This window comes from Sphingobacterium sp. UBA865 (genome assembly GCF_002295765.1).
GTDB classification, from domain to species: domain Bacteria; phylum Bacteroidota; class Bacteroidia; order Sphingobacteriales; family Sphingobacteriaceae; genus Sphingobacterium; species Sphingobacterium multivorum.
Genome location: NZ_DBGB01000042.1, coordinates 73,671 through 91,943 on the forward strand (window position 1 = coordinate 73,671; position 18,273 = coordinate 91,943).

Annotated in this window: 18 protein-coding genes; 10 read left to right on the forward strand and 8 right to left on the reverse strand. The window is 39.9% G+C overall.

Going from position 1 to position 18,273, the window contains the following annotated elements:
* Positions 1 to 3: 3 nt before the first annotated feature.
* The 3 genes from B2O97_RS23415 to B2O97_RS23425 all read right to left on the reverse strand — a co-directional run bounded on the left by B2O97_RS23415 (position 4) and on the right by B2O97_RS23425 (position 3,402).
* A complete protein-coding gene (locus tag B2O97_RS23415) occupies positions 4 to 1,083 on the reverse strand; it encodes a hypothetical protein (RefSeq protein ID WP_070569670.1) in 1,080 nt (359 codons plus the stop codon).
* A complete protein-coding gene (pnuC, locus tag B2O97_RS23420) occupies positions 1,070 to 1,687 on the reverse strand; it encodes a nicotinamide riboside transporter PnuC (protein ID WP_070569668.1) in 618 nt (205 codons plus the stop codon). The genes B2O97_RS23415 and pnuC overlap by 14 nt, the downstream gene beginning before the upstream one ends.
* Positions 1,688 to 1,902: 215 nt before the next feature.
* Entirely contained in the window at positions 1,903 to 3,402 is a 1,500-nt protein-coding gene (locus B2O97_RS23425) for a malate:quinone oxidoreductase (protein ID WP_070569666.1), read from the reverse strand.
* A 513-nt stretch (positions 3,403 to 3,915) separates the two neighbouring features.
* Here B2O97_RS23425 and fabG point away from each other — a divergent pair.
* Positions 3,916 to 4,659 (forward strand): 3-oxoacyl-[acyl-carrier-protein] reductase, encoded by a 744-nt coding sequence (fabG, locus tag B2O97_RS23430; RefSeq protein ID WP_046675808.1) that lies wholly within the window; start codon positions 3,916 to 3,918, stop codon positions 4,657 to 4,659.
* 274 nt (positions 4,660 to 4,933) lie between these two features.
* Entirely contained in the window at positions 4,934 to 5,914 is a 981-nt protein-coding gene (locus tag B2O97_RS23435; protein ID WP_070569664.1) for an acyl transferase, read from the forward strand.
* Between the two features lie 149 nt (positions 5,915 to 6,063).
* On the opposite strand, the gene B2O97_RS23440 is transcribed toward B2O97_RS23435, so the two are convergent.
* On the reverse strand, positions 6,064 to 6,933 hold the full coding sequence (locus B2O97_RS23440; RefSeq protein WP_070569662.1) for a KPN_02809 family neutral zinc metallopeptidase: 870 nt from the start codon (positions 6,931 to 6,933) through the stop codon (positions 6,064 to 6,066).
* A gap of 279 nt (positions 6,934 to 7,212) precedes the next feature.
* Here B2O97_RS23440 and B2O97_RS23445 point away from each other — a divergent pair, with 279 nt between their 5' ends.
* Entirely contained in the window at positions 7,213 to 7,794 is a 582-nt protein-coding gene (locus tag B2O97_RS23445) for a PhnA domain-containing protein (RefSeq protein ID WP_046675805.1), read from the forward strand.
* Between the two features lie 85 nt (positions 7,795 to 7,879).
* Here B2O97_RS23445 and B2O97_RS23450 read toward each other — a convergent pair whose 3' ends face one another.
* Positions 7,880 to 8,806, reverse strand: a complete 927-nt coding sequence (locus B2O97_RS23450) for a polysaccharide deacetylase family protein (RefSeq protein WP_070569659.1) — start codon at positions 8,804 to 8,806, stop codon at positions 7,880 to 7,882.
* A gap of 268 nt (positions 8,807 to 9,074) precedes the next feature.
* Positions 9,075 to 9,638 carry a hypothetical protein gene (locus B2O97_RS23455; protein ID WP_070569657.1) on the reverse strand — a complete coding sequence of 188 codons (564 nt, stop codon included), beginning with the start codon at positions 9,636 to 9,638 and terminating at the stop codon, positions 9,075 to 9,077.
* Positions 9,639 to 9,847: 209 nt separating this feature from the next.
* On the opposite strand from B2O97_RS23455, the gene B2O97_RS23460 reads away from it, so the two are divergent.
* Positions 9,848 to 10,423 (forward strand): NADPH-dependent FMN reductase, encoded by a 576-nt coding sequence (locus B2O97_RS23460; RefSeq protein ID WP_070569655.1) that lies wholly within the window; start codon positions 9,848 to 9,850, stop codon positions 10,421 to 10,423.
* A 33-nt stretch (positions 10,424 to 10,456) separates the two neighbouring features.
* Here the strand turns inward: B2O97_RS23460 and B2O97_RS23465 are convergent, their stop codons facing one another.
* The gene (locus B2O97_RS23465; protein ID WP_046675801.1) at positions 10,457 to 11,323 is read right to left on the reverse strand and encodes an aminotransferase class IV; all 867 of its coding nucleotides are present in this window, start codon (positions 11,321 to 11,323) and stop codon (positions 10,457 to 10,459) included.
* 19 nt (positions 11,324 to 11,342) lie between these two features.
* Positions 11,343 to 12,389 (reverse strand): RluA family pseudouridine synthase, encoded by a 1,047-nt coding sequence (locus B2O97_RS23470; RefSeq protein ID WP_046675800.1) that lies wholly within the window; start codon positions 12,387 to 12,389, stop codon positions 11,343 to 11,345.
* 18 nt (positions 12,390 to 12,407) lie between these two features.
* Here B2O97_RS23470 and B2O97_RS23475 point away from each other — a divergent pair, with 18 nt between their 5' ends.
* The 6 genes from B2O97_RS23475 (at position 12,408) to B2O97_RS23500 (ending at position 18,272) form a co-directional block, all read left to right on the forward strand.
* Positions 12,408 to 13,355 (forward strand): 1-aminocyclopropane-1-carboxylate deaminase/D-cysteine desulfhydrase, encoded by a 948-nt coding sequence (locus tag B2O97_RS23475; protein ID WP_053003927.1) that lies wholly within the window; start codon positions 12,408 to 12,410, stop codon positions 13,353 to 13,355.
* 188 nt (positions 13,356 to 13,543) lie between these two features.
* Entirely contained in the window at positions 13,544 to 14,107 is a 564-nt protein-coding gene (locus tag B2O97_RS23480) for an NADPH-dependent FMN reductase (protein WP_046675799.1), read from the forward strand.
* Positions 14,108 to 14,185: 78 nt separating this feature from the next.
* A complete protein-coding gene (locus B2O97_RS23485) occupies positions 14,186 to 14,764 on the forward strand; it encodes a DJ-1/PfpI family protein (protein ID WP_070569652.1) in 579 nt (192 codons plus the stop codon).
* 10 nt (positions 14,765 to 14,774) lie between these two features.
* Positions 14,775 to 15,152: a hypothetical protein gene (locus B2O97_RS23490; protein ID WP_070569650.1), complete on the forward strand. Its 378-nt coding sequence runs from the start codon at positions 14,775 to 14,777 to the stop codon at positions 15,150 to 15,152.
* 245 nt (positions 15,153 to 15,397) lie between these two features.
* Positions 15,398 to 17,467: a polyphosphate kinase 1 gene (ppk1, locus tag B2O97_RS23495; RefSeq protein WP_046675796.1), complete on the forward strand. Its 2,070-nt coding sequence runs from the start codon at positions 15,398 to 15,400 to the stop codon at positions 17,465 to 17,467.
* A gap of 124 nt (positions 17,468 to 17,591) precedes the next feature.
* A complete protein-coding gene (locus tag B2O97_RS23500; RefSeq protein ID WP_201303506.1) occupies positions 17,592 to 18,272 on the forward strand; it encodes a M15 family metallopeptidase in 681 nt (226 codons plus the stop codon).
* The last annotated feature ends 1 nt before the right edge of the window (position 18,273 follow it).

Consider the following 18,273-nt stretch of genomic DNA (forward strand, 5'->3'; position numbering starts at 1 on the left):
TGTTTAGAAGCTCTTTTGCAATAACTTGTGTTGCGAAGCCGTAAAAATATTCCGGAAGATGATATTGATTTCATGGTCAATGGCGGCCCCCGAAATTCCGGTGTGTGGATAGAGTCTTATCGTATTTGTTAAGATAGATTCCACAAAATCTCTACTTTGTATCCCTATCTGTTCATAAATCGCTGCATTATCATTTCCATCGTGAAGATTTTCCCAAGAAAGAGCGGCCAAATTCATGATTGCTTCCCTCCGATTAACATAATCTTGCTGAAATTCATCGAGTACCCTAAACGCTTCTTTACTTTCAGTCTTCTCCCATTTGGATTGATTGCTTTTTAACACAAATAGTTTTTCGATTAAATCCAAAAAGCGCTTATACATTCCCGTAAAGTTGGCCAGTAAAGTCAATTCCGCAAAAGGCATAAAGGGATATTGATACAACAGCTCGCGACGTGTACTTTTTGCCGCATCAATCTCAAAAGACTGCCTGCTATCAACGAGAACGTCTTCCAGCGAAAAAGAATGCGAAGCTGTAGCTTCCAATCCAAATGTATCCCAGTCATAGTGAATCAGTACATGATCCCGATCGACAAAAAATGATTTTATCAGCGGTTCACCTTTTTCGTCCAAAACGGGTTTTCCCGCCTCCTGAATTGCGGCATTTAATGTGAAGTGCGTTAAATGTGGCGCTCCGGTAGCATATCTCCAGAAACCACGGAGTCGATAGTGGTCCCCTTCACGCGTAGCAGTACCAGATGCCTGTCCACTACCTCCGAAACAAACCCGATCCGTTTCGAAAATTTGATTTCCTATAAGGGGATCAATAAAACCGACAAACAGATTTGCTCCTGAACATAAGGTTACTGTCCAGGCTAATCCCCCATCCCAATAAGCCAGATCAGCCAATAAACTGAGTCCTTCAGGTACACTTAACCCCAATCCACCTAATGCACGGGGAACCCAAATCTTAAACCACTTCCGACGGTAAATCAGATCCAGTTGTCCATCTGACAACGTTTTCTGCTGAATTCCTTTTGCCTGATTATCTTTCAGTATAGCGATATCTTCGCTATTGAATTGCATATCTTTCTTCACGTATTATTCTCCTCCAATTAAAATACCCACTAAATGCCATAACAAATAAAAATAACGTCAAGCCCGAATAAAGAAACAGCCCTTTATGGATCAGTAAAGGAATTGCCATCAGATTACTGATATTCAACAATATCCAGTTTTCTATCTTCCGCTTTGCCAATAACCACATCCCTGCCCAAGCTGTACAGGAAACTGCAGAATCCCAAAGCGGTACATCAGAATCTGTTAAGTGTACCAATCCGAAATAAAACAACAGAAAACCGACAGCACATATGCCACCTACTATCCACCATTCTTTCGGCTCACAGTGTGTTATGGGCGTAGCTACATCACGACTATATTTCCAATAGATCCAGCCATAGATGCTCATGATCAAGTAATAGAGATGTAGCAATATTTCGGCATATAGTTTCGCATGGAATAATACGTATACAGAAATTAAGATACCAATAATCCCAAAAATGTAATTGATCGATTTATTTTGCCGGGAAAACCAAACTTGTAAAACACCAAAAGATACCCCCAACCATTCCGCAATGGTGGCCTGTTGAATCTGTTTTACAAAAGCTTCGAAAATTGTTTCAGAAGTCATCGCCTTGTTTATTATATCGTGTCATTCATAATAAACCTATGGGAGAGAAACGGCTATTTTTTATTGAAATTAAATCCCTACGCCAGCATTACCTGGATCAGGTATATAAAAGCGATTGTACAAGGAGGTACAATCGCTTTTATTGGGTATAATCTCAGCCGAGAATGACCATGGTCATTCCAAGCACCCCATAAGTATATTTTCTGTCGAATTGATTATTCTATATCAATCAATTTCAACGCTTTGTGCGTACGCGTACGCGTTTCTTTACAAAGTTGCGCATCATCGTTCAATGATTTCCCGTGTGAAGGGATCATTTCACGTAGTTTTTTACGGTATTCATCTGATTTGGCACGTTCAGGGAAACATCTCTTCAACAGGCTGATCATAATAGCCACTGACGTCGAAGCTCCAGGAGACGCTCCTAATAGCGCAGCAATAGAACCATCGGCACTCGAAACGACCTCTGTACCAAATTCTAAAATTCCACCTTTCTTTTCATCTTTCTTGATGACCTGAACACGTTGTCCTGCTTTCTCGATAACCCAATCCTCCAATTTAGCTGTAGGCATAAATTGTTTTAAAGACTCCAGTTTATCTTTTGGTGACTTCATGACTTCAGTAATAAGATACTTCGTCAACGGTAAGTTGTCAAGTCCGGCTGATAACATCGGACGGATATTGGACAATTTGATAGAAGCCGGTAAATCGAAGTAAGACCCCTGTTTTAAGAATTTAGTTGAGAAACCTGCATATGGTCCAAACAATAACGCTTGCTTGCCATCAATATAACGTGTATCTAAGTGCGGTACAGACATTGGAGGCGCACCGACAGAAGCTTTACCATACACCTTCGCATGGTGTGTATTAATGATCTCTTCATTCACACAACGCAGCCATTGGCCTCCCACCGGGAATCCGCCATAGCCTTTCGCTTCGGGTATTCCAGATTTTTCCAACAATAACAACGAGTGCCCACCGGCTCCAATAAATACAAATTTTGCCTTGATTTCTCGCTTTGTTCCTGTCTTTAAATCTTTGACTTCCACTTCCCAGCGACCGTCATCTTCACGTTCGATGTCAATTACTTCGTGGTTTAAGGAAATCGAAATATTTTCTTTATTTTCAAGATTAGCGATCAAATCACGTGTCAACGACCCAAAATTTACATCAGTACCCAGATCCATTTTTGTCGCAGCGATTTTTTCGTCTGCCGCACGTCCTTCCATCATCAATGGAATCCACGATTTCAACAATGCTGTATCTTCGGTATATTCCATCCCTTTGAACAAGTTTTGGGTCGTTAGTGTTTCCCATCTTGTCTTTAGAAATTTAGCGTCTTTTTCACCAAAAACCGCACTCATGTGTGGAATACTACGGATAAAATTTTCAGGTTGGGCAATAATGCCTTTATCAACGAGGTAGGACCAAAATTGCTTAGAGACTTCAAATTGCTCGGCAATTTTCACTGCTTTATCAATCTTGACAGAACCATCTTTCTGTTCGGGGGTATAATTTAACTCGCATAAAGCAGAGTGACCCGTGCCAGCATTATTCCATGCGTCAGAACTTTCAGCAGCCACAACATCCAAACGCTCAAGAATTTCAATATTAACGTCTGGGCTTAATTCATTGATTAGAGTACCCAAAGTAGCACTCATAATACCGGCGCCGATCAGAACAACGTCAACTTCTTTATTTGATTTTTTGCTCATGTTTTTGTGATTGATGCAAATTTAATATAGTTTTTGGTAAACGTCCAAGTCTTTTGTCAAAAAACTGTACTTTTTAGAACCACTTATTCAAAAATACCATTGATTTATTAAAATAATCCTAAGTGAGCAATCGCTTACCGCAAAATTCTAAAAATGTTACCTTAAAACACTCCCCCACTCCAAGATAAACACCGGGTCAGCACACAATGTTTTTCTATTTTAAACCGTTATTTATCGAAAGATTTTGTGTTATAATATAGTTTTAACATTTTTGCAGAACGTCGATAGGCAATAGTGTACACGATGGCTAAAAAATAAGATCATTTATTCGCTCATACTATAGCATCGAGAAAAACACAAACACTGTGGCATAACCAAGATAAACCTAATGGAAGCGAGTTCATGTATCGTGTTGAATTCCAAGATCAGACGGGCTGTGAGCGAAAGAAAGCACGAGGAAAATGGTCATAAATGCCATAGTGTAATTAATTGAAGAACAAATAACTTATACAGATGAAAATACTTGAAGGAAAAATTGCTTTAGTAACAGGAGCATCAAAAGGAATCGGAAGGAAAATTGCAGAAGTCTTTGCACAACATGGTGCTAACGTCGCTTTTACGTATCTTTCTTCTGTCGAAAAAGGACAGGCGTTGGAGCAGGAGCTTCAGGCTTTTGGCACCAAAGTGATTGGTTATCGCTCTGACGCTTCAAAATTTGAAGAAGCAGAACAATTGATCAATGCGATCGTCGCTGATTTTGGCGGATTAGATATTGTTGTAAATAATGCTGGTATCACAAAAGACGGCCTGTTAATGCGTATGACCGAAGAGAATTGGGATGATGTATTAAATGTCAACTTAAAATCTGTCTTTAACGTTACAAAAGCTGCTTCAAAAATTATGATGAAAAACCGTAAAGGTTCATTTATCAATATGTCATCCGTTGTTGGCGTTCAAGGAAATGCTGGTCAGGCAAATTATGCTGCATCAAAAGCTGGTATCATTGGGTTCACAAAATCGGTCGCTAAAGAATTAGGTTCTCGTAATATCCGTGCAAACGTAGTTGCTCCAGGCTTTATACGTACCGAAATGACAGATGTACTGGATCCTAAAGTTGTGGCAGGATGGGAAGCTGGAATTCCATTGAAACGTGCTGGCCAACCAGAAGATGTTGCCAATGCATGTCTTTATTTAGCATCTGACTTATCGGCATACGTAACCGGACAGGTTCTTCCTGTTGATGGTGGTATGTTATAAAAAATAACAGGCTTAGGTCAAGTTTTCTTACCTTGACCTAAGCCTGTTCTCTAGTTATGTTTTACGACGATCCCGATCTATCTACCCCTCTAATCCGGTTATACTGGACAAAGACACTATACTGCTCCTTCTGTTTACAGAATTTTCTGTCTCCACATACCTGTATTATTAATAATACCAAACATCTTCAATAGGCTTCTGATAAGAAGGAATCTATAGATCGCCTTCAATATTTACAAATTTTCGTTAATTTTGTCGATCAAATTTAAATGCTATGGCGAACTGGAAGGATTTTTTTGAAATTAAAACCGAGGATGATTTTAATCAGCATTGTTTAGATACCTACCAATTCCAGAGCCAGCATTGTAAGGTTTATCGTGACTATATCAGCCTCCTCGGCAGAGAAAAAGACCTTATTCAGCACTATACGGATATTCCTTTTATGCCTATTGAATTTTTTAAGACGCAACAGGTTATTGCTGAAGGAATGGAGGCTGAAATCGTATTCTCGAGTTCGGGTACAACGGGTATGGTCACCTCAAAACATTTAGTCGCTGACCTCCGTATTTACGAACGCACTTTCCGTCGTATTTTTGAAGACTTCTATGGGCCACTGAGCCATATTGCCATACTGGCCCTTCTACCCTCATACCTTGAAAGAAGCGGTTCATCTTTAATCTACATGATTGATGATCTCATGAAGCAAAGTGAGCAGCCTGAAAGCAATTATTTTCTCTATAACCACCAAGAGCTTTACGATACACTTGTGGCGCTCAAAAATAAAGGCACAAAAACAATCCTTTTCGGCGTAACGTACGCCCTACTCGACTTCATTGAACAATACGCCTTTGAATTTCCTGAACTGATTATTATGGAAACTGGCGGAATGAAAGGTAAGCGCAAGGAAATGGTCAAACAGGAAATCCATAAACTCCTGGAAGAAGCCTTTTCCGTCCATGGAATCCATTCGGAATATGGCATGACAGAATTACTCTCACAAGGTTATTCTTCAGGTCAGGGAATTTTCCATCTTCCCAAATGGATGAAAATCTTGATTCGCGACACCAATGATCCATTGAGCCTAATTCCCATGAATAAAACTGGTGGTATCAACGTTATCGACCTTGCGAATCGTTACTCGTGTTCATTTATAGCCACGCAGGATTTGGGTAAAGTATATCCAGATGGATCTTTTGAAATATTAGGACGTTTTGACCAAAGTGATATCAGGGGATGTAATTTGTTGGTTCAATAATGATCCAACATGATTCAGCACGGGTTTTGTGATGATCCTTTATATTCCCAAATAAATGAAAGCGTAGGTGGTGAAACACATAGGGCAATTAAATTAAAACACCTGTTCATGATGTGTGAACAGGTGTTTTTTCATTCGAAGTATGATCTTTATTTCAGACTCGGATCTTCAAAGGTGTTGCCCGATCGCATATCCCCCGAATCATATCCCTTTTTAAACCATTCCATACGTTGAGCGGACGTACCATGCGTAAATGATTCAGGAACAGCATAGCCCTGTGCCTCTGTCTGTAATTTATCATCTCCCACTGCTTCGGCAGCTTTCATACCGTCCATAATATCATTATAATCGATTTTTATATCGGTATATTCATTGAGATAATGCGCCCATACTCCAGCATAAAAATCAGCTTGCAGTTCGGTCATCACAGAGATCCGGTTATTTTCGCGTTCACTCATTTGCCCACGGGCCTGATTGGTCTTTGGTAATAAACCCACCAACTGTTGGATATGGTGTCCAACCTCATGGGCAATTACATACGCCATGGCGAACTCTCCCTTCGCCCCGAATTTATCCGACAGTTCTTTACTAAAGCTCAGATCCAGGTAAATCTTTTGATCGCCAGGACAATAAAAAGGTCCGTAAGAGGCCTGTCCCATGCCACAACCATCCGTTTGTGTACCACCATCATAAAAAACAAGGGTAGTAGGCGTATAACTCTTCTGCATCTGCTCTTTAAACAGCTTTGCCCAAACATCCTCTGTACTTTGGAGTACAGTCAAGGAGAATTCGGTTAGCCTTTTTTCTTCAGGATTTAACTCACGTGGCTGCCCGGACTGTTCGGTTTGCGCCCCCATATTTTGAGCCTGCTGTAAGAGTTGACTCGGATCTCCACCCATCAAAAATCCAATGACCAAAACAATAATTCCACCAATTCCTCCTAAAGCAATTTTTCCTCCCCCCGACATTCCTCTGCGGTCTTCAAAATTACCACTTTGTTTACCTCCTTGCCATTTCATAGTATTTCTATATTACAGTTAATAATCTTTTCTAATGTTGGATAAACACAAATTCGGTACCAATGTTCTACATGAAGTAGATTTATTTGAAGAAAAAACTCATGCTACAATTTACATTATAGCTCGCTCATATCATAAATTTACCAGTAAGAAAAGATAGTCATTAGCAAAAACAATGCTTTAAAGGGACAAAAACAGGAGTTATTTCTCTAAGTCGTGATATTCGTCATTGTACATCAAAACAAATTTGGCTAAGTTTGGGCTTTCAAAAAAATTGACATGAAATTAGAAGAACAATTACAAGCGAGAGCTGGCGGAAAATGTGAGCTGACAGGCGAAGATGCCACTTTAATTGCTTATACATTACCACCGGAAATAACATCAAATTTGGACAATACTTTACTGATTTCAGAAACATTGGTCAATCAGCTCAACAAAACGGAGCAATTAAATCCGGACGATTGGAAATTCCTTCCAAATGCAATGTGGTCCGAGAACCCATCGGTACAAATTGTATGCTGGCGTATGTTAAACCGACTAAAAAATGAAGGTTGGGCGTCTGAAGCATTGGATATTCTCTATTTAGACGATGAGACACTAGCTGAAGCTAAGAAAACTGGAGACCATGAAAATGACGGCTATGTTTCATTTCATGAAGATAGCATCGGGCAACGACTATTGGAGGGCGACACTGTTGTTCTGACAAAAACGCTTGATGTGAAAGGCTCCTCTTTAAAAGCGACTTTAGGTACCGTGGTTAAGAATATTCGACTTGTAGCAGACAATATCGAACAAATTGAAGGAAAGATTGAAGGTCAAACCATCGTGATTCTGACCAAATATCTCCGTAAACAAAATTAAAATAGACTTTTCGTCTAAATAATTAAGGCTTAAACTGGGGAACTCCTGTTTAAGCCTTAATTATTTAAATAGATACTAGTTGCCACTATTGCGGATAATTCCGCACAAATTCGAAACGATAGTTTGGATGTTGTTTGAGACTATCGATCAAGTCCGATAATAGCCGCTGCCCTTTTTTCGTTTGGTACATATTGTCATGTGTCAAGAGCACAACATTGTTCTTTGTATAAGACGTACCTTTGCGGAGTAAATTCTTCATTTGGGTATACAATTGATTCACCGATAGGTCCGGTTTCCCTGTAACACCATTAATCTTCCACTCACAATCCCAACCAATTACTTTATAACCATTTTGGTGTAGTAGCTCGGCCGTCGAAGCCCCACTTTTCAAATCAACCTTTTTGCGGTCTCCGATATACCAGATATTTCGTCCCGGCAGCCGCACTATCTTATGTGTTAAGCCCAGCGATTGCTCAGCAAGTTCAAAATCTTCAAAGGCCGTCTGCGCATTCGAATAGAACGTACTGTACTTATTATGTGCATGCCAGTAACTGTGGTTGTAACAATCTACTAATGGATTATTTTTATAACGTTCTGTAAAGCCGTGTAACTTCTTACTCATCTTGTCATGATTACCAATCAGAAAAGCATTGATTTTAATGCCTTTTGCTGTCGCAATGGAATCAAGGTGCTGACTTCCATTTAAGGGTCCATCGTCAAAAGTGAGATAAATGTATCGTGGAGAAACAGTATCAGTCAACAATACCGTTGTATCTTTAGCTCCTTTGTAGTCCACATCTTCTTCCATTTTTGTAATGGTGTCTTTCCGTAGCGAATCTACTTTACTTATTGAATCCTGCACGGCAAGTAAACTATCCTTTTTTGGTGGCATAGAGTCAACAGCCCCCACATTTTGCACCTTATTTGTCCCACTTTGATTGCAGGAGTAAAATCCCAAAATAGATATACTTAACCCTACCCATACAACACCCGAATTAACTACTTTTCTCATTACAAAAATTAACTTACCATCACAATTATTTCACAAATACTCAAAATCATCTAAAATAAGCTGATTTCAGTCCCGTGTTGCGCAAAATTAATATATTTTTCATTAATAAAGCTGTTATGTTATTTAATTTATTGTGCATGGCACTCAAAGCGTCATGATTTCGCATGCCTCCAGCGCTACGAAAGCAGACCAGCTGTTATTTCCGGCCAAAAAAAAGGAACCTATGTTGATATAGATTCCTTTTTTATTCTGTTATTCAGCTACTCAATTAATCCCGATGTCTTCCGCCACGACCGTTACCTCGCCCGTGTCCATGTCCCTGATCATTGCCACGCCCGTGACCACCTTCGCGACCTCGTCCATAACCGCGGTCGTTTCCTCTATCGTATCCCCGACGCTCACCCCATGAATGTTCGCGGCTTACCCGACGCTCGCTTGCAAATGAATATCCACCACCATGATGACTGTCTCGAATGGCGACCTGCCTTCCCCGATAACCGCCATAACGGCTTCTGTAGCGATCGTGATGATGCCAAGGTGTGCGATCGTTGATTACTACTTTATGCACCCGATAAAAATCGTAATGTCTATATCGTCTCGGTAAACTTGCTCTTCTTATCCAGCCGCCGTTATCATAATAAACGTAACATCTCGCGGGTACATCGTAATACATATTGTATTCTGGCATATAATAATAACGCGCGTAATCATAACCCGCTGGCCCCCAACTAGGCTGACTTCCAATATTGACACTGATACTCACTTGCGCCTGTGCGGCTCCCGCCGTAAAAAGGCCTGCAATGATCGCCGCCGCATAAAACAATTTTTTCATAAGTAGCTCCTCCCTTAGTTTGTAATTTCTTCTTTACAATACGACAACAAACAGTATGCAAAAGATTAATGTTCAAATGTTAATTTTTGTTAACGCAACAATAAAAACCTCATTTTGAACAGGTTGAAAATAGTGTAATTCACAAAATACCCCAAACCTTTTTGAAGGATCCGTTGTTCAGATTGATAGGACTTTAATGAATAATTACCATGAGTATATATAACGTAGGCATATTTGTCGGCAGCTTGAGAAAGGAATCTTTCAATAAAAAGATCGCACAGTTTATCCTCGACCAGGAGGAATCGAAATTTAGCTATCGCATGATTGATATCGGCGATCTCCCCTTATATAATCAGGATTTTGACGATGCTGGTAACCCACCGGCTAGCTATACCCGTTTCCGTCAAGAGGTCGCGTCCTTGGATGCTGTGCTTTTTGTTACCGCAGAGTATAACCGTTCGATTCCGGCGGTATTAAAGAATGCGATTGACGTGGGTTCGAGACCCTATGGAAAAAATAAATGGGATGGTAAACCTGGCGCAATAATTTCCTCATCAACGGGAGTTTATGGGGGCTTTGGGGCCAACCATCATTTGCGTCAATCACTTGTCTTCGTCAATATCCCAACGATGCAGCAACCTGAAGCTTATCTGGGCGATATCGGCAGCTGTATCGGTCCAAGTGGAACAGTGGAATTAGCAAAAACCAAAGATTTTCTCCGCAGCTTTAAAACAGCATTTGAGCAATGGGCTGAGCGAATCATTCATACAAAAAGGCAGAATTAAGTTCTGCCCTTTTGTATGAATGATCAAATTAAACTAGTCTTGTTCATCACTGAGGTCATAGTTCCAATGCTGTAATTTTTCCTGTAAGATCCGCGATATCTTATTGAAATAGCGCTTTTGCTTATAGCCCATTACCCATTGTACCCCCTGTACAGCATTGGTACAGAAAATCTCATCTGCCCGTTTCATGATTTCGGGGCTTATCTGTGCTTCCACCACTTCTATACCTTCATCCTGTGCCATGTCCATGACTACCCGACGCATCACCCCTTCAATACATCCTTCGGATAATGCTGGTGTATAAAGCACCTTTTCATAATAGACAAAGATATTTGAAATTAAGGATTCACATAGGTAACCTTCCTGATTTAGAATTAACACATCATCAAAAGCCATTTTCTTTTTATAGATGCCAGCTAACACATAAATCTGCGCATTTAAAGATTTAATCTTTGAAAGATCGCTATAAGGTTTTTTGAATTCATTGTACAGCCCTACAATCAAACCGACCTTCTTATCGCGAAGATTAGGTTCTATGCGCTGCACCTGCAAAACAAAACCAGGTTTATTACTCGTCGGACTATACAATCCGCCACCAGATCTAAATACGATCAACCGGATACGAACCTGCTGTCCCAACATATTGTTTTTACGGATTAATTCTTCGGATCTCGAACGAATAAAAAATGCATCGAAAAGGTTTGCATCATCCAAATGAATCAACTCCATTCCTTTTTGTAAACGCTCGACATGAAAATTTAGAAAGCGGATATCACCATCCTTATACAACATCGTTTCGAACAGTCCGTCCCCATAACGAAAACCTCTATTCTCAATGCTAAATATTTCCTGATCTTCCGGCACTACATTGCCATTGAAATTGATATAGTTTGTTGGCATCTTAATTTTGTTCTAAATTTTAATCATGTTCTATAGCCATTGAATTTGCCGCATATCCGCGCCACTTTTCTAAAGCTAAACGAAAATCTTCCGGATATGGTACCTCAAAATACATATTTTCTTTTGTAGAAGGATGAATAAATCCCAATACTTGAGCATGAAGTGCTTGTCGCGGCAGCAATGAAAAACAGTTATCCACAAACTGCTTGTACTTTGAAAACACGGTACCTTTTAAAATCTTATCGCCACCATACATGGCATCATTAAATAGCGGATGACCAATAGATTGCATATGCGTACGAATTTGATGTGTACGTCCCGTTTCTAATTGACATTCTATTAGGGTAACATAGCCCAGTCGCTCCAAAACTCGGTAATGTGTCACTGACCAACGCCCCTTGTCTTCACTATCATACATCGCCATGATACGTCTGTCTTTTAGATGACGTCCAATATAACCTGTGATTGTTCCGTCCTCTTTTAAATCTCCCCAAACTAATGCAATATATTTACGGGTAATGCTGTGATCGAAAAACTGCTTTGCCAAAAAGGCCATTGATTTTTCATTTTTAGCAATGACCAATAATCCGGAGGTGTCTTTATCGATTCGATGCACTAAACCCGGGCGATCGGAGTTTCCAGGTAGCTGTGGCAGCTGCTGTATATGATACGTTAATGCATTGACCAAGGTTCCTGTATAATTATTATATCCTGGATGCACGACCATTCCCGCCTCCTTATTCACGATCAACACATCGTCATCCTCGTATTTGATATCTAATGGAATGTTTTCAGGATAAACTTCGTTATCCCGTGGCGGATCAGGTAGCACCAATGTAATCACATCATCAGGTCTAACCTTATAGCTCGCCTTGATCTCCTTACCGTTAACCATGACAGAACCAGCTTCAATAGCATGCTGAATTTTGCTCCGCGTAGCATTTTCCACCCTGTTCATCAGATATTTATCAATGCGGAGTAATGCTTGCCCCTTATCCACCTCAATACGTAGATGCTCAAATAATTCCTGTTCTTCCTGATCTTGCGATCCAATTTGTTCTGTCATGCTACAAAAATAAACCAAATGAAACAATTTTCGTTAAATTTGTTTTCATTTAATGTTATGTTGCCGTTCAAAATCCATAGTCCCGAAACTGAATTGTGCCTTCCGGCCTGGGAGAAGAAGCATATTAAAGTAACGCTTAAGCGGGATGACCTCATACATCCGTTTATTTCGGGCAATAAGTGGCGAAAATTAAAATATAATCTGGAAGAAGCAGTGCAGCTAGGGAAAAGCCATCTGGTTACATTTGGCGGGGCATGGAGCAACCATCTTTTGGCTACTGCTTGCGCCGGCGCTACCTTCAAGTTTAAAACAACTGCTTTTGTTAGAGGTGAAGAAGGGGTTAACAACCCTGTTTTAACGATGTGTCGTCTTTTTGGGATGCAGCTTATTTACGTCGACCGCGAATCTTACCGAAATAAAGAAAATTTATACGAGCGTTATTTTGGTCAGGATCCGACGACATTCTATATACATGAAGGCGGTTACGGTATGCTCGGAGCGAAAGGTTGCGCCGAAATCGTTGACGAACTCCAACATGAATATCAGCATATTTTTACAGCCTGTGGTACAGGAACAACATTAGCGGGAATAGGCAATGCTGTCGAAAAACGAGATCTATTTACCCATGTACATGGCGTTCCTGTTTTAAAAAATGGTGGCTTTATTCAAACGGAAGTCGATCAACTTTACCCCAACATCCCCCCGCCTATTTTACACCTTGATTATCATTTTGGTGGTTATGCCAAATCCAACGCCGACTTGCTCGCCTTCGTTCAACATTTTATAGCATCCACAGGAATAATGATTGAACCTACTTATACCGGCAAATTGCTCTATGCCGTGGATGACCTGATCAAAAAGGACTACTTTACCCCCGCCGATCAGGTACTCGTAATACATACCGGCGGACTTACAGGTCTACTTGGCATGTACGAACGTTTTAATTTTCTTGATCTACATCAATAAATAAAGCAGAACACCCCACAGAGACATTTGATTGACATTTATTCAGCAATTATATTGTAAGTTTGACCCGATTTAAAAATAAATCAAATCGAAAACATGCGAAAACCATGATTTTCCAAAGGTAACAGCGAGGCCAGTATGGGGTATTTTTAACCCTATGCAGCACCTCATAAATTAATGATATAAAGATGAAAATATTAGCATTTGCAGGCACAAGCAACAAAAACTCAATCAACAAAACATTTGTCACAAGTACTTCAAAATACTACAAGGAAGCCGACGATACCATCGAATTGCTAGACTTAAACCATTTTGAAATGCCGATCTATTCTTACGACAAAGAAGTCGAGTTGGGCATTCCACAATTAGCGCATGACTTTGCAGCTAAAATGGATGCCGCAGATTTCCTGTTGATTTCTTTGGCCGAACATAATGGATCCTATACCACAGCTTACAAAAATATCGTTGACTGGGTTTCACGGATTCCTAACCGTAAATTATTCAACGGCAAACCTGTTTTCTTATTGGCTACTGCCCCTGGTCCAATGGGAGGTGCCACAGTTTTGAACACTGCTGTCAATCGAATCACTTGGGACGGTGCCGATATATTAGATTCCTTTTCTCTTCCCGAATTCCACAAAAACTTTGAAGAAGGTAAAGGTATTATCGACCCGACTTTAAGAAGTCAATTAGAAGCTAAAGTACGTAAAACAAAACGTGCACTTGCCGAAAAATTATCCGTTCAGGGTTAACAAAAGATTAACAAATAATCATTGTAAAAACCTCTTTTAATATGTAAATTGAAAACCTATTAAAAGAGGTTTTTTGATATGGCAAAAAAAATATTACTACTTGTAGGAGACTTTGTAGAAGACTACGAAGCAATGGTTCCATTTCAAGCAATGGGTTCTATAGGGATAACGGTAGATGCAATTGCTCCAGACCGCAAAAGCGGGGATGTAGTTCCCACAGCAGTACATGATTTCACTGGTGATCAGACCTACAAAGAATTGCGCGGGCATAATTTCGCAATCAATAAAGATTTCGACCAGGTAAATGTTGAAGACTATGACGGTCTATATATTGCTGGCGGACGATCGGCAGAATATATTCGACTCAACAAACGTGTTTTGGAGATTACGAAACACTTCTTTGAGCACAACAAACCTGTGGCGGCAATATGTCATGGTATCCAGGTGTTAACAGCTGCAAAAGTACTCGCAGGTCGTACATTGACAGCCTATGTTGCTGTAGGTCCAGACATTGAATTAGCAGGCGGCACATGGAAAAATATTCCTGCAGATCAAGCGGTCGTAGACGGAAATTTGGTCACCTCTCCTGCTTGGCCAGGACATCAGGCAATTTTAAAAGAGTTTTATAAGTTATTAGGTATTACTATTACAATTTAAGTGTTTTTTAATGAAGAAGAATAAAAGGTTATGGCTTTTGGTCATACCGATTTTAGTGCTGCTGGGTTTTATTTTAAAAGATAGCTTCAATCAGAAAAGTATTGAAGGTTTACCGGGAGGTTTTAAGGAAGTCGCTTTCGTCAGAAATGAACAAAATAAAGGCGGTATCATACGCATCTATGCCGTTACAGTAGGTGACCTGTTGAACGCAGATTATACAGGCTGTCTTGACTTGATGCCTGTCAATGATTACGGAAGCACAACAACGGTGTATTTCTTCGATCGAAGTGCACCTTATCCAACAAGCTTATCAATTGACACACCCCATTTTGACACGACGAAATACAAAGCTATTCAAATTTCCAAAAAGTACGGAAAGAAGAAATAGACGAAATCAAACATAATGACATGTCCCTCAAAGTCTGCTAGACTTTGGGGGATTTTTTTTTGCCACGCTATGCTCTACCTTGTAGCGGTTATTTCTAGGGAAGAAGAATGATGGCAAAAATGCACCTTAAAACGACGCTCGAAATACATCAACAAAAAATAACTTAATAATTCTTTAACACAAAAAAGTTCGATTATCCCCTGCAGAGCTATAGTTTTGCTTTTTAAATTTACGTATATTTAGCTATGGCGAAAAAATTTATTCCTAGAGACGTTAGTTGGTTGAGCTTTAATGGCAGAGTACTTCAGGAAGCTGCGGATGAGACTGTCCCTTTACCCTTAAGAATCAAATTTTTAGGTATATTTTCCAATAACCTCGATGAATTTTTCCGCGTGCGTGTTGCAGGTCTAAAACGGGCTATAGACCTCAAAGATAAAAGTGCCAATCAATCCTTCTATGAAGATCCTCAGCTTATCCTAGAAGAGCTCAATATCCGGGTCATCAAGCAGCAAAAGAAATTTGACAGTACCTGGAATCGTATCCAAAAAGATATGGCCAAACAAAATGTCTATATTAAGACCAGTGAGGAACTCAACCCCGAACAACAGAAGTTTGTGAGTGACTATTATCAGGATGACGTAGAATCGAACGTCATTCCGCTGATATTGGACGATGTGCGGCCTATGCCTTATATTCGGGATAAGAGCCTTTATTTGGGCATTGCTATGGGAAAACAGGAATGGCAGTACGAAACCAAATTTGCACTCATCGAAATCCCGACCAGTCAAAATGGACGCTTCGTCCAGTTGCCATCGCCAAAAGATGAAAAACACATCATACTTTTGGAGGATGTTATCAAGTTTAATCTTCCTCTGATATTCTCCTATTTCGGTTTTGATGTATTCAATGCACATGTATTTAAAGTCACAAAAGACGCCGAATTTGACATTGACAATGACATCAACACGACGCTGGTCGAAAAGATAAGCAAAGGGGTAAAAAACAGAAGAAAAGGTAAACCTACCCGATTTATTTTTGATCAAGAGATGGACCATAAATTGGTAGAATTCCTGATCAAGAAACTTAACCTTTCAAAAAAAGACAGCATCATTCCAGGACAAAAAATACACAACTTCAAACACTTCATGGATTTTCCCAATGTGTTTAAATCCTATAATCAGCCCTTGGAACGGACGTCCTTTCCACACCCCTATTTCAAGAACTACGAACGTGTAACGGATACTGTATTGAAAAAAGATGTGCTGCTCTCCTTCCCCTATCATGAGTTTAGACCGATCATTGATCTACTTCGTGAAGCAGCGATGGATCCAGATGTGAAAACCATCCAGATTACGGCATACCGCTTAGCCTCGAATTCAAAAATTGCAAATGCCCTGATTAACGCGGCCCGCAATGGAAAGGAAGTCACCGTGATGCTTGAACTTCGGGCAAGATTTGATGAAGAAAACAATTTGGACTGGAAAGAGAAACTTGAACTGGAAGGCATCAAGGTATTGACCGGTATCCCAAATAAAAAGGTCCATGCAAAACTATGCGTCATCAAAAAACGTATTGGAATGAAAACGATCCAGTATGGTTTTGTCAGCACAGGAAATATCAATGAAAAAACGGCTAAATTATACGGAGATTACTGCCTATTAACGAGTAATAGGGATGTTATTGCCGATATAAATAAGGTTTTCAATTACCTGAGACGTCCTAAGTCAAATCCGGCTGAAATTATCAAAAATTGCAAAAGTCTGTTGATATGCCCAACGGATATGCGCAGGGAACTTCTACACTACATCGATCAGGAGATTACCGAAGCCAAGGCTGGTCGAAAAGCATATATTATTGTCAAGGTAAACTCACTGAGCGATAAAGAAATGATTAAAAAGCTCTATGATGCCGCAACAGCTGGTGTCAAAATAGACCTTATCATCCGGGGAATCTACTGTGCAACAAATCAAAAAACCTTTAAATTGCAAATGAATGCCATTTCAATCGTCGATGAGTATTTGGAACATGCACGTGTGATGTATTTCTACAACGCTGGCCGAGAGCAGCTATTTATTTCCTCGGCAGATTGGATGACAAGAAACTTGGATCATCGCATCGAAGCAGCGGTCAAAATAACAAGTAAAAAAATCAAGGAAGATTTAAAAGAAATGCTTCAGATCCAGCTCAATGATAATGTCAAGGCCCGTATACTCAACAATTCACTGAGCAATCATTACGTTGAGAATAAAAAGGCGCCATGCCGTTCGCAGATTGAAATATACAATTATCTGAGAAAAAAATTAGCGGATCATTAGTGGGCTGTTGATCAATACGAGCACAAATTGGTCAATAAGCTGAATTCAAGATCATTCTTGTCATTACGAACGAGAATAACGTTTTATATTATATTAATTAAGACACAAGTTGTATCTTCATTCCATGAAATTTAACTTGTGTCTTATATTTGCCTTAAGCCTTTCCACGCTTTCTCTCAGTGCGCAGGAAAAGACCATGCCTTCAGATTTTGTATACGTCAAGGACATTATTCCAACAATAAGTTTAGAAATGCGTTATTTTGGTAGCCACAACTTCACCGGAAGGCCAATTCAAGGTTATGAAAAACCAGTCGCTATTTTAACGAAGCGCGCAGCGCTAGCACTGCAACAGGTCGAGAACCATTTAAATAAAAAAGGTCTTGGCCTGAAAATATTCGATGCCTACCGTCCGCAACGTGCTGTTGACAACTTTAAAACATGGTCCTTAAACACCAATGATACTATCGCAAAAAGGGAATTCTACCCGCTTATCAATAAGAAGAACTTGTTCAATCTAGGCTTTATTGCCTCCAAATCAGGCCACAGCCGTGGCAGTACAGTCGATCTAACGCTCATTAGCTTAAAAGATCATAAGGAGATTGATATGGGTGGACCTTTTGATTTTTTCGGCGCAGTCTCCCATCATCACTATGCGCATCTGACCGTCCAACAGAAAGAAAACCGGAAGATTTTAAAAGAAGCGATGGCTAAATTTGGCTTCAAAGCTTATGATAAGGAATGGTGGCATTACACTTTGCAAGATGAACCCTATCGTAAAACCTATTTTGATTTTATCGTAAAATAAA